The 12,762-nt window shown below is 65.6% G+C and carries 10 protein-coding genes; 5 read left to right on the top strand and 5 right to left on the bottom strand.

Annotated features, from left to right (window positions below; translation table 11 throughout):
- Nucleotides 1-40: 40 nt before the first annotated feature.
- The gene (locus tag M2336_RS09220; RefSeq protein WP_264574728.1) at nucleotides 41-553 is read right to left on the bottom strand and encodes a GFA family protein; all 513 of its coding nucleotides are present in this window, start codon (nucleotides 551-553) and stop codon (nucleotides 41-43) included.
- A 63-nt stretch (nucleotides 554-616) separates the two neighbouring features.
- Between M2336_RS09220 and map the strand changes: the two genes are divergently transcribed.
- The 4 genes from map (at nucleotide 617) to M2336_RS09200 (ending at nucleotide 5,064) form a co-directional block, all read left to right on the top strand.
- A complete protein-coding gene (map, locus tag M2336_RS09215) occupies nucleotides 617-1,441 on the top strand; it encodes a type I methionyl aminopeptidase (protein WP_264574727.1) in 825 nt (274 codons plus the stop codon).
- A gap of 259 nt (nucleotides 1,442-1,700) precedes the next feature.
- Entirely contained in the window at nucleotides 1,701-2,039 is a 339-nt protein-coding gene (locus M2336_RS09210) for a P-II family nitrogen regulator (RefSeq protein ID WP_181559032.1), read from the top strand.
- 62 nt (nucleotides 2,040-2,101) lie between these two features.
- Nucleotides 2,102-3,514: a type I glutamate--ammonia ligase gene (gene glnA, locus M2336_RS09205; RefSeq protein WP_181559031.1), complete on the top strand. Its 1,413-nt coding sequence runs from the start codon at nucleotides 2,102-2,104 to the stop codon at nucleotides 3,512-3,514.
- A gap of 176 nt (nucleotides 3,515-3,690) precedes the next feature.
- Nucleotides 3,691-5,064 carry an MATE family efflux transporter gene (locus M2336_RS09200; protein ID WP_264574726.1) on the top strand — a complete coding sequence of 458 codons (1,374 nt, stop codon included), beginning with the start codon at nucleotides 3,691-3,693 and terminating at the stop codon, nucleotides 5,062-5,064.
- Here the strand turns inward: M2336_RS09200 and M2336_RS09195 are convergent.
- From M2336_RS09195 to M2336_RS09180, 4 genes are all read right to left on the bottom strand, one after another.
- Nucleotides 5,058-9,257, bottom strand: coding sequence for a translocation/assembly module TamB domain-containing protein (locus M2336_RS09195; protein ID WP_264574725.1), 4,200 nt, complete (start codon nucleotides 9,255-9,257; stop codon nucleotides 5,058-5,060). The genes M2336_RS09200 and M2336_RS09195 overlap by 7 nt on opposite strands.
- Entirely contained in the window at nucleotides 9,257-11,329 is a 2,073-nt protein-coding gene (locus M2336_RS09190) for an autotransporter assembly complex protein TamA (protein WP_264574724.1), read from the bottom strand. The genes M2336_RS09195 and M2336_RS09190 overlap by 1 nt, the downstream gene beginning before the upstream one ends.
- 138 nt (nucleotides 11,330-11,467) lie before the next feature.
- Entirely contained in the window at nucleotides 11,468-11,944 is a 477-nt protein-coding gene (locus M2336_RS09185; protein WP_264592894.1) for a DUF1465 family protein, read from the bottom strand.
- A 108-nt stretch (nucleotides 11,945-12,052) separates the two neighbouring features.
- Entirely contained in the window at nucleotides 12,053-12,253 is a 201-nt protein-coding gene (locus M2336_RS09180; RefSeq protein WP_181559026.1) for a YdcH family protein, read from the bottom strand.
- Nucleotides 12,254-12,523: 270 nt separating this feature from the next.
- Between M2336_RS09180 and M2336_RS09175 the strand changes: the two genes are divergently transcribed.
- On the top strand, nucleotides 12,524-12,685 hold the full coding sequence (locus M2336_RS09175) for a YdcH family protein (protein WP_181561349.1): 162 nt from the start codon (nucleotides 12,524-12,526) through the stop codon (nucleotides 12,683-12,685).
- Nucleotides 12,686-12,762 lie beyond the last annotated feature (77 nt).

Below are 12,762 nucleotides of genomic sequence, written 5' to 3'. Positions count from 1 at the left end.
ATCGCGCCAAGCGAGACCGGAAAATTTCTGCCCTGCGCTGTCATCCGCCGCCAGCCGCGCGCTGGACGATGAGCGCCTCAAGGCGCGAGAAACGGTCGGGCGGGAGGAGTTCCGCCGGATTGTAGGTAGCCTCAAAGCACGGGATATCCTCGGGCAGCGCCGTCCATGGCATTTTGCTGGCGGTGAAGATCACTGCGTCCAGCTTCACCCGCGCGGGGTCGTCCAGCGTACCGACCCGCACCCCCGCGCCGAGCCTGCCCAGTCGGGGATAATAGCTCCAGAGCGCCGTGCCGCATGCACTGCAACGGCAGATGATATGGTCGCCGCCACTGCCCGCCTTTACGACATGCTCGCTGAGCGTTCCGCTCAAGAGGTCCACGCTTTCGGCCTCCACGAACATGTTGACGACCGACGTCGACCCCGTCTGCACCTGGCAGCGCCGGCAGTGGCAGTTGTTCACGAAGATCGGCGCGCGCGAAACGCGATAGCGCGCCGCGCCGCACGCGCAGCCTCCGCTGAGGTCCCCTCCGGCTATTTCGGCAGCGTCCTGCATTGCGTCCCCCCTTCCCCTGGCAAGCCTATCGCCTTTCCGCACGCCTCCCCCTATATGGAGCGGATGACGACCTATCTCACGCCGACCGCCGAAACCCAGAACGTCCGCACCTCCGCCATCAAGCTGCATGGCCCGGAGGGCTTTGCCGGAATGCGCAAGGCGGGCCGGCTGGCCGCCGAGATTCTCGATGCGATCGTACCACTGGTCGTGCCGGGCGCGAAGACCTCCGACATCGATGATTTCATCCGCCAGATGATGCTGGATGCCGGCGCCGTCCCCGCGACACTGGGCTATCACGGCTATGCCTATAGCTGCTGCATCAGCCTCAACAATGTGATCTGCCACGGGATGCCGGGCGACAAGCCGCTCAAGGACGGCGACATCGTCAACATCGACGTCACCCCGCTGGTCGAGGGCTGGCACGGCGACACCAGCCGCATGTACCTGGTCGGCGATGTGCCGGTGAAGGCGCGGCGCCTGGTCGACGTGACTTATGACTGCCTGATGCTGGGCATCGAGCAGGCCAAGCCGGGCAATCATCTCGGCGACATCGGTCATGCAATCCAGAGCTATGCCGAACGGCATCGCTACGGCGTGGTGAGGGATTTCTGCGGCCACGGCCTCGGCCGGGTGTTCCATGACGCGCCCGAGGTGATCCATGTCGGACGGCCCGGCACCGGCCCCGAATTGCGGCCGGGCATGATCTTCACCATCGAGCCGATGATCAATGCCGGCAAGCCGACCGTGAAGATACTCGAGGATGGCTGGACGGCGGTCACGCGCGACCGATCGCTCTCGGCGCAGTTCGAGCATTCGATCGGCATTACCGAGGATGGCTGCGAGATTTTCACGCTCAGCCCCAAGGGTTTGCACCGCCCGCCTTATTGACGCTGGCCGCTATCCGGAGCTCGTGTTTCGACAGGCGCAGATCGGTGCCTATTATTTGGGCAACTGCTGTCCAAAATGCCCGAAATCCGGGCAATATCGACAAGTCACCGCAAAGTGTCCAATGCTTCGCTGGTGATTCGCGAACGGGCGCTGTAGCGTCCGATTTCCTGCGCGGTCGCGCATGTCGCCTGGGTCGAAATCGTCCGGGCAGCATGTCGCGGTCCGCAATCAAACCGCGAAACAAAGGGGTGCGTTTGACATGAAGAAGGTGGAAGCAATCATCAAGCCGTTCAAGCTGGATGATGTGAAGGAAGCGCTGCACGAAGTCGGCGTATCCGGAATCACCGTCACGGAGGCGAAGGGCTTCGGGCGACAGAAGGGTCACACCGAGCTTTATCGCGGCGCCGAATATGTCGTGGACTTCCTGCCGAAGGTGAAGCTCGAAGTGGTGGTGGCGGACGAGATCGTCGATCGCGTGGTCGATGCCATCTCCAGCGCCGCACAGACGGGCCGCATCGGTGACGGCAAGATCTTCGTCATCCCCGTCGAAAAGGCCGTGCGCATCCGCACCGGCGAGCTCGACGAAGCTGCCATCTGACCGTTTCCGTTCGCTGACCGAAGACTCGCAACAACTCAGACCAAAGAGAAGGTAACATCCTCATGGCCAATACGCCCAAAGATATCCTCAAGATGATCGAGGAAAAGGAGATCGAATGGGTCGATCTGCGCTTTACCGATCCCAAGGGCAAGTGGCAGCACCTGACCATGTGCGCCGGTGTGCTGGGCGAGGACGAGCTTGAGGAAGGCCTCATGTTCGACGGCAGCTCCATCGAGGGCTGGAAGGCGATCAACGAGTCCGACATGATCCTGAAGCCCGATCTGGACGCGGTCTATGTCGATCCGTTCAGCGCGACGCCGATGATGATCCTGTTCTGCAACATCGTCGAGCCCTCGAGCGGCGAACTCTACGGTCGCGATCCGCGCTCGACCGCCGTGCGCGCCGAGGCCTATGTGAAGGCCGCCGGTTTCGGCGACACCGTGTATGTGGGGCCAGAAGCCGAGTTCTTCATGTTCGACGACGTCCGCTTCAACACGGACTACAACGAGTCCTTCTACAAGATCGACGACATCGAGCTGCCGACCAATACCGGCCGCGAATATGAAGCCGGCAACCTCGGTCACCGTCCGCGCGCCAAGGGCGGCTACTTCCCCGTCGCGCCGGTCGATCCCTGCACGGACATCCGCGCCGAGATGGTCACGACCATGCTCGAAATGGGCCTCCCCTGCGACAAGCACCACCATGAGGTGGCCGCTGCGCAGCACGAGCTGGGCCTCACCTTCGGCACGCTGGTCACCACCGCTGACCGCATGCAGATCTACAAGTATGTCGTGATGATGGTCGCCCAGGCCTATGGCAAGAGCGCCACGTTCATGCCCAAGCCGATCGCGCAGGACAACGGCTCGGGCATGCACACCCACATCTCGATCTGGGACAAGGGCAATCCGCTGTTCGCTGGTAACGGCTATGCCGGCCTGTCCGACATGTGCCTCTACTTCATCGGCGGCGTCATCAAGCACGCCAAGGCCCTTAACGCCTTCACCAACCCGACGACCAACAGCTACAAGCGTCTGGTCCCCGGTTTCGAGGCGCCCGTGCTGCTGGCCTATTCGGCCCGCAACCGCTCGGCTTCCTGCCGTATTCCTTACGGTTCGGGCGCAAAGGCGAAGCGCGTCGAGTTCCGCTTCCCGGACGCGATGGCCAACCCCTATCTGTGCTACGCCGCGCTGCTGATGGCCGGCCTCGACGGCATCGAGAACAAGATCCACCCCGGCGAGGCGATGGACAAGAACCTTTACGATCTGCCGCCCGAAGAGCTGAGCCAGGTTCCCACGGTTTGCGCCTCGCTGCGTGAAGCGCTGAACAGCCTGGAAGCCGACCATGACTTCCTGCTCAAGGGCGACGTGTTCTCCAAGGACCAGATCGACGCCTATATCGAACTGAAGTGGCCGGAAGTGTACCGCTGGGAAATGGCGCCCAGCCCGGTCGAGTTCGACATGTACTACAGCTCCTGATCTTCAGGATTAAGCGAAACGGAAGGCCCGGGATCGAAAGATCCCGGGCCTTTTGTTGTGGGTGAATGCCGATGACCCACGCCGACTTCACGCATAGGGCGCGCCAATCATCGTCGCTTGTCATCCGCAGGGCCGCTCTCTAGGCCTGAGCGAAGCTGGGGGAGGATCGCGCGACAATGGGCGGCAGAAGCGTCTCGATGACGGAAGGGCGGCTGCTCACGGTGCTGCTGCGCGTGGCCTGGCCGATCACCGTCACCAATCTCGCCCAGGCCAGCTTCGATATCGTCAACGCCTTCTGGGTCGGCCGGCTCGGCGAGGCCGCGATTGCCGCTGTGACCGCCAGCGGGCCGCTGTTCTTCGTGCTGATCGGCCTGGGTTCCGGCCTGTCGACTGCCGGGGCGGTGCTGATCGCGCAGAATATGGGCGCGCGGCGGATGGAAGCGCTCGATCATGTCGCGGCGCAGACCCTGCTGATGGTCGGCATCGTCGCGCTGGCCTTCACGCTCGCGGGCGCCTTCTCGGCGTCAGCCGTGCTCACCCTCATTGGCGTGGAGCCGGCAATCCATGCGCGGGCGACAGATTATCTGCACATCCGCTTCATCGGCATGGTGCCGATGTTCGGCTTCATGGCCATGCAGGCCATGTTGCAGGCCGCCGGCGAGGTGCGCTTTGCCATGCGCGTGCAGATCGGCAGCGTCATCGCCAATGCACTGATCGATCCGCTGCTGATTTTCGGCATCGGGCCGTTTCCTGCGCTGGGTATTGCCGGGGCCGCGCTGGCGACGGTGATCGTGCAGATCGGCGCGCTTCTGGTGTTGCTCCACCACATGCTCTCGGGCCGATCCGTCCTGCATGTGCGAACTCGCCATTTCCGGCCAGACTGGTCGCATATCCGCCTGGCGCTTGGCCTTGGCCTGCCTGCCTCCATCGAGCAGGCGATCCGCACCTTCAGCTCGGTGCTGCTCATGGCGCTGGCCGCCAGCTTCGGCACGCTCGGCCTCGCTGCTTATGGCGTGGGGACGCGGCCGCTATTCTTCTGGTTCACGCCGATGCTCGGCCTCTCCATCGCGACCGCCGCCGTGGTCGGCCAGAATATCGGCGCCGGTCTCACCGACCGCGCGGAGCAGGCTGCGCGCCTCTCGGCCTGGCTCGGCTTTTGCGGGATGACGCTGATCGGCCTCATGAACCTGCCGTTCGTGCCGGCGATCATGGCGACACTGGCGCCGGGCGAACCGGATGTGATCGCCCTCGCCTCGACCTTCGCCTATGTCTACTTCCCCTTCCTCGGCGTGTTGACCGTGCCGCAAGCCTTGCTCGGCGCGTTCCGGGGCGCGGGCAGCCCGAGCCACTCCATGATCATCTCGATCATCATGCAATGGGGGTTCCAGATGCCGGCCGCCTATCTGATCGCCTATGCCACCCCCTGGGGCATTGCGGGCGTGTGGTGGAGCTATCCGATCGCCAATGTCGCGGCTGCCTTGCTCTGCCTCTACTGGTTCCGCCACGGAAGCTGGCGCCGCCGACTGACGCCGCCGACCCCGGCTCAATAATCCTTGGAAATTCGCGCCGCCGCGCTCTGCCGGCCGATGGTCGACACGGTGGAGATCAAGGCCAGCCAGCGGGTGATCTGATATTCGATGCTGGTGGCGCTATAGCCCTGCCCGTCCGTAATCAGCTCGACATAGAGATGCTCGCCGATATTCTTGCCGGCCGCGATCGAGGTTTGCCGTCCCGTGGTGGTATCGGCCGCCAGCACGCGCAGCCGCGAGAGGCCGGTCGCGCGGCGGACGGCGTTGATCGGGTCAAGACCGCCACCCCCGCCCTGGAATGCCGCCACGGCCGAGGCAAGCTGCAGCGCCTCAGGCGCCGAGAGGTTGGCGATCGAGGTGCCGAACAGCAGGCGGGAGAGCAGTTCATCCTGCGCCATCGCCGGAATGCTGGAGAAGGCGATGATCGGCCGCATGCTGGTGCCGGTGACGTTGATCGTCGCGCTCAGATCCTGCACGTCCGCGACCGCGCGGATATCGAGGCGCGGATTGACCGGCGTGCTGCCGGTAAAGGTCAGGCGCCCCTCCTGCAGGTCGAACCGGCGCCCCGCGAAATCATAGGTTCCGCGCGTGAGCGTCGCCACGCCGGAGAAGGCGGGCGCGGTCGCCAGCCCGCCGATCTTGAGATCGGCCGACCATTCGCTCTGCATCCCCAGCCCCTCAACGATGAGCCCGCGCGGCGCCTTGGCGGTGATGTCGAGCCGCCAGGGCGCGTCCGCCCGCGACCGCTCCACCTGATCGCCCGAGCGGTTGATCTCCACCAGACGCAGACGCGGAATTTCCGTCGACGAACTGGCGCGCCCGAGCGTAAACCGGCTGGAGACGGCCTCCAGATTGCCCGAAATCGTGCCCCCGCTGCCGGAGGAGACGATGCGTACGGGGCCGGTCACCGTCGCGCCGACATCGTCTCGGTCCATCAGCACTGCGCGATCTGCCTGCAGCGCGATATCCATGCCGATGCCGCGCTCGGCGGAGAGATCGAACACGGCCGTACCGGTAACCTTGCCGCTGCCGGCCCGGCCCTGAAGGTCTGGAATCGACAGTTGGGATCCGTTGAACCGACCGCTCGCCTGCACATCGCGGATCACCATGCCGGTCACCGGGCTGGTGATGCGGCCATTGCGCGTGGAGAGCGTCCCTTCAATGCGCGGATCGGACAAGGTGCCGCCGGCACTGGCGGACAGGCGAAGATCGCCACCCAGCGAAACGATCTCGACATTGGTGAGCCGCCAGAGCGTGTCGGCATCGCCGGCATAGCGGAACTGGGCCTGCAAGGGCGACCGGAACAAACGCTGACTCAGCGACCCGCTGCCAAGCGGCGTCACCAGTGCCTGCGCGCGACCGACCACCTTGCCGCCACGCGCCACCACCGCACGAGCTGCCAGCCGGCGTGTATCCAGCTCGGCATTAAGCCCCATATCGATGGGCGCTGAGCTGAGCGCCAGGCCGGAGCGGGTGAGACCCTTGACGCGCAAATTGAGCTTGCCGGTCGGCGGCCCGTCGACCGGCGCGACATAATGCGCCGTGCCGTCCATGGTGCCACCCAATCCCAGATCGTCATTGGCGAGATCGAGCAGCAGCAGCGGCACGGCCTGCATTTTGGCGTCCATCTCGGTGCGCGTCCCGCCGATAAAGCCGGACAGGCGCAGGGCGCCGCGTTGCATTCGCACGGTCGCCGGCGCCAGACGCCAGCCATCCTCTTCCCGGCTGAGCACTGCCGTTCGGTCGAGCCGGATCGCCGATTCATCCAGCGAGCCATCCAGATCGATGCTGATCCGGTTCGGCGCGATGCCGGCCCGCGCCTGCAGATCGAAGCTGCGCCCCGTCCGCGCATTCATGGAGACGGTGGCCGTTCCCTCGCCATTGACGAGCTTCAGCGCGCCGGCGAACCGCCCGATCCGCACGCCGCCGACGCGTACGCCGCGACCCTGCGCATTGGCGTTGATCGTCACCGCGCCAGGACGGAGCAGCGCTTCGCCCTCCAGCGAGCCACGATTGATGACGATGCCCGGCGAGCCTGTGAAGTTGGCCCCGCTCAGATCGACATCGAAGCCGATGCGCTGCACGCCATCGACCATCCCCAGCGTCACCGCGCCCTCGGCGGGACCGGAAAGCGACAGGGCGCCCTGCAAGCCGCCATCGACGGGCACGAGATCGCCCCGCACCGTGACGCCGCTCACGCCCAGATCCGCCACCGAGATGGTCGCGGCGCCACCGCGCGGCAGCAGGATGGCGCCGGTCGCGGCGAAGGTGCCAAACATCGAGCCGCCCTCGACCGTCACGGCATAGCCCTGATCGTCAGGGGTCAGCAGCGCGTGGACATTGGCGAGGCCGACTGCCGGCAGCGGGCGCGCGAGGGTGATGTCCACCCGGGGGCGATCCGGCTTGCCGGCGAGCGCCAGTTGCAGGGGACCATAATTGCGATGCTCGCCCTGCCCGCGCAGATCGAGCTGGCCAGCGCCGTCGATCCGCCCTTGGCCGACAAGGGTGAGCGCGGGCGCCACCAGCCGCAGATCGCGCAACGCGATGCCGCCGCCCGGCGCCAGCCCGACTTGGCTGGTGATGACCGGCAACCCGTCCCCAAGGCCACGCAGGAAGCCATTGTCGAGCCGCCGCATCGTCGCGCGGACGGTGCCGGAAAAGCTGCTCTGCCCTTGCGGCGGTCGGGCCAGCCGCAGCACGGCATCGAGATCGAGCCGACCCAGGCCGGCAATCTCCAGTCCATTCAGACCGCCGCGAAAACTCGCGAGGTAGCTCCCAGAGCCGAGATTGCCTTGCCCCTCGATCTGCCCGCGAAAACCGCTCGCCCGCACGTCCGAGCGATCCATGCGCAGATCATCGCCATTCTTCAGTAGCACGCTCTGAACGACGAGATTGCGCAGCCGCTCGTCCACAGCGCGCTGGCCGACAGTCAGTGCCTGCGCCGTCAGCCGGATGGGGAAGCGTCCGCGCGGGCCGTTCAGCCGGCCCTCGCCTTCCAGACGGATATTGCGAAGCGCCAACCCGCCCTGCCGCAGCTCGGCAGAGGTCAGCAGATACCCCACCTCCATGGCATCGAATGCACCGGACAGCCGGGCGCGCAGATTGACGGACTGGCCCGCGACGCCCTTCGCCAATTGGCCGGGCCGTGCGACCACCGCCGAAACGCGCAGCTCATCAAATCGATTGCGGCCGAAATCCACGCCGCCATTGGCGGCCAGCTTTGCGGCCGGCATCGCAAGTGAGGCGGTGCCGGAGAGCAGCCGGTTGTCGAACCGCACGTCCGTCTCGATCTGCGCCTGCTGGCTTCCCAGCACGGTCAGCGGTTCGAGTGGGCCAAGCAACGCCAGCGGCCCCTTCGCCTGATAGCGGCCCTCCACTGCGGTCAGTGCGACGTTCGCGGTGAGGCGGTTGGCGGTCAGCGCCGTCAGCCGGCCCTTCCAACGGCGCCAGTCGCCATCGCCATGGACGCGAAGCGACACCGGTTGCTGCGCATCCAGCGTGCCCGCGATCACGCCGCCCTGTGGCCCGACCACAATCGCGTCAAGATCGAACCGGCCATCATCGGGCCGGCTGTCCAGCGCCACACGCAGCACATCGCCCGTGCGCGGCGCGGTGGCCAGCAGGTCGATGACCGCGCGACCGGAGCGCACGTCGGCATTGCCAATTGCGCGGACCACGTGCGCCTCGCCCAACACCGCCGGGCCGATGCCCAGCCTGTCCACCCGCAGGTCCGCCAGCCGAATGTCGAACCCCGGCAGCAGCGGCTGCTTGGGCGAGGTCGAGGGCTTGAGCGCGGGCCGGCGGGAAAGGTCGGCCGAATGGATATGCAGCCGATCAAGATCGAGCCGGTTGGAGAGCCAGCCGAGCGGATACCAGCTCACATCGGCGCGATCGACCCTGGCGAACTGCCCTTGCGTATCGAAAAAGCGCACATCGCGCAGCACCATGTCGTTGAAGACGCGCCCCTCAATGGCGCCCACGGTGATGCGCAGGCCGGAGGTCGCCTCCCACTGCGCGATCTTGCGGATGATGAAGCGATGGCCGCCTTCGCTATCCAGCCAGCGCACCCCACCCCAGAGCGCCACCACCAGCGCCACGATGAGCAAAATGACCGAGAGGCTGAACCCCGAGCGCAGCAGCGAGCGCTTGCGGCGGGGCGGCGGCGGCGCCTGCTCCGACGCACCCTCCGGCAGGGGCTCGTCTTGCGCGGCCATCAGAAGGCCTGTCCCAGCGACACATAGACGCCGATGCGCGAGTCACCCGGTTGCGGATTGAGCGGGGTGCCGACATCGATCCGGATCGGCCCGAAGTTGCTGTAATAGCGAAAGCCGAGGCCCGCGCCGACGCGCATCTCGCGGATGGTCGGTAGGGGATCGGGCGAGATCGTGCCGGCATCTATGAACGGCACGATGCCGAACTGGTTGAGACTGCCGAAACGATAGCGCGCTTCCAGCGAGATTTCGCCGAGGCTGCGCCCGCCCACCGGATCGTTATTGAGGTCGCGCGGGCCGATGGCCTGATAGGCATAGCCACGCACCGAGGCGCCGCCGCCGGCATAAAAGCGCCGCGTCGGCGCAATGCGGTCGGCCGACGCGCCGACGATGGTGCCCAGACGCGCGCGCCCGGCGATGGTCAGTCGCTCGCCGACCGGAATATAGGTGCTGCCATCAATCTGCGCGCGGACATAGCCGAAGGCGCCATCCTGCAGGGACAGTTCGGGAGACAGGCGCCCGCCGAGGCGGAAGCCCTTGCGCGGATCGAGCAGATCGTCGCTGCCATCATGAGTCAGGCTGGTGGGCAGGGCGAGAATGAGATAGCGGCGCCGCACCGGATCGGGCGACCCCTCATATAGGCGCCGCTCGTCGCTGACACGCAGCTCAAGGCCGGCGGACCAGGTCCATTCCTTCTGGAAAATCAGGTTGGTGTGCTTTTCCAGGCTCGCGGCGATGCCGGCGGTCAGCGCGTCATAAGCCGGCTGATCGACATTGGCGATGCTGAGCTCGCCATTGAGAGCCTGATCGCGCTGCCACAGATTGTTGCGCCGGAAGATCGCGGACGCGCTCTGTTCCTGCGTACCGATCACGCCGCGTAGCGTCACCGCCCCTTCCGGCGGGACCAGATTGCGGTGCTGCCAGCGCACTTCCACGCGCGCGCCTTCGCCCGTGCCATAGCCGATTTCCCCGGCGATTGTCCGTGGCGGCGCGCGTGTCATGTTCACGACGATGTCCACCGCCTCGCGGTCAGGCCGCGCTTCGGGCGTGATGGTAAGCTGGGAGACCAGCCCGGTCGCGACGATGGCCCGGTTGAGATCGGTGAGTTCACTTTGCTTGAACGGGTCGCCCGGAGAAAAGCGGCTGATGACGGCCACGTGCCGCGCATCGAACGGCGCGCCGTCGTTTACACGGATCGAGCCGAAGCGAAGAAAGTCACCGGTATCGGCGTTGAGGCTGAGCAGGGCCTGACGCTGCTGATGGTCGACAGTGAGCACCGGTTCGCGCACCTGCGCAAACGGATAACCACCTTCCTCAAGGCTGACACGCAGCGCGCTTGTCGCGGCCAATATGGTATCGGTGTCGGCAGGGTCTCCTACCTTCACAGGAAAGAGCGAGCGCAACGGCTTGCCGTCCGCCATCGTCCCGTCCAGCCCGAACACCTCCACCGCGTTCAGGGCGAAGCGCTGGCCGGGGACGGCGCGCAGCGCGACGCGGACATAGGGGTCGCTTGCTCCACTGACGCCAAAGCGCGCACGGCTCCGGCCCTCATAATAGCCCCGGGTGCGCAGCAGATCTTCGAGCAGTTCCTCATCGGTCTGCGCCCGACGCCGGATCTGCGCGATGCTCGCACGGTCGCCTTCCCCCGCCCGCAGCGCAGAGAGCGCATCGAACCGACTGTAGAACATGGTGTCGGCGGCATCGCCCAGCCCTTCAAGATTGAGCTGATAACGCAGCGGCTGCGTGGGATCGAGCGCAGCAAGGGCTGCCGCTTCGCCCGCCGTGCCGCCTAGGGGGTCAGGCTCAGTGCCGGCGGGCGCTTGCGGTGCGGGCGTTGCCGTTCCCTGCCCGGCAGCCAGCGCGGGCTCGGCCTCTCCTCCGGCGTCACTGCCCTCCACTGCCAGAGTTTCCCCCGGCTGGTCGAGGTCAGGCCAGTCGAGGCCGATGTCGGGCATGTCATCGAGATCGAGCGCGTCCTGCGCGGCGTCGGGCGCTGGGGTGGCTTGACCGGGCGACGTTTGCGCCAGCGCGCGGTCGCACGTCAGCGCGCCCTGCGCCGCCAGCAGGATCGCCATGAAAGTCCCACCTGCACGGGAACACCTGCCCAAACGCGATCGCCGCAGCATCAGGCCTGTCTATGAGCTTGTCGCAGGACTGCAAGCAGCATTCGCGCGTGACGCACCGTTTTGCGGCGGGCTGTCCGGCCGGACGGCTCAGAAGGCCCGTTCAAGCCGCGTCAGCAGAACATGCGCCGGATTGATCGGCATCGCCGACAAGCGGGACCTGCGGGCCAGGAACTGGCGCTCGAGGCGGGCCACTCGCGCATAGAGCTCCTCGGAGCTGGCGATGAGCGCGCGCATCTCTTCGTTGAACTGGCACGAGACATCGAGCGGCGTGAGGGCGGCCGGGCCAAGCCGATAGCGCTCCTCCTCCCGCACAGATTCGCGCATCTCGCCATTGAAGATCGCGCGCTGCGTGAGCAGCCACGCGATGACGTGCATCAGCCGCGTCGTCACCTTGATCGATTCGCAGGAGAAATCGACCCAGCCGATGTGACCCAGCGCCTGACGATGCTCCTCGGCGCGATCATCGAAATAGGAGCGCGCCTCATCAGCCAGCACCATGGCATCGACATACAGGGCGTCGACAAGCTGACGGTCAAGCACGTGCGGGGGCATCGAGTCGTTCATGAGCCTGTGCTGCCACAAGCCGGGCGGAACGTCAGGTCGATTAACCTTCAATATACCATCTGGATGGGTGTTCCCGTCGATCCGGCGGCCGCTTATACCCGTGGGCGGTTAGGCGATAATGTCGGGAATCAGGCTGTTTTCCAGCATGGTGATCTCGTCGCGCAGGCGAAGCTTGCGCTTCTTGAGGCGGGCGAGCTGAAGCTGGTCGGGCAAGGAAAGCTGACCCAAAGCCGCAATCGCGCAGTCGAGATCGCGATGCTCGACACGCAAGGCTTCCAGCCGCTGCTCGATTTCCTCGATCGATAACACCGATTCGCCCCCAGTTCTGAACGGCACGCCTACATGGCAGGGCACCCTTGGCGCGGCAATGCGCAACTGCGCAACAAAAGAAGGTGGTTAGCGACTTTTCTTTCGTGCGCCCGCAAGCTTCTGTCTGCCCACAGAAAGAATGTTTAACGAAATAACGTGACACCGCATGACGGGTCTCGATTTATCGCAGCTTCGCGCAATTGCCAGAGACAGCGGGTGCGATTGGTGATTTACTGAACCTCCATTGAAGCAATGGCCAAGGAGGACATGATGGACACAAGCCACGTTTCCGCACTGCACGCCAAGCATGCCGGGCTGGAGGCCCGGATCAAGGACGAGATTACCCGTCCTGCGCCGGACAGTTACCGGCTCGCCACCCTCAAGAAAGAGAAGTTGCGCATCAAACAGGCACTCGCTTCCGCAGCGACCTGAGCGCCAGGGCTATGACAGCCAGGTAGGGGCGCTGGCCGCCCCTGCTCTGGCCAGCCCGGCTATCGTCAGACGACTGA

It is taken from the genome of Sphingobium sp. B1D7B, from assembly GCF_025961965.1.
GTDB lineage: Bacteria > Pseudomonadota > Alphaproteobacteria > Sphingomonadales > Sphingomonadaceae > Sphingobium.
The sequence above is the reverse complement of the archived record's forward strand: the minus strand, read 5'-3'. Positions and strand labels throughout refer to the sequence as shown.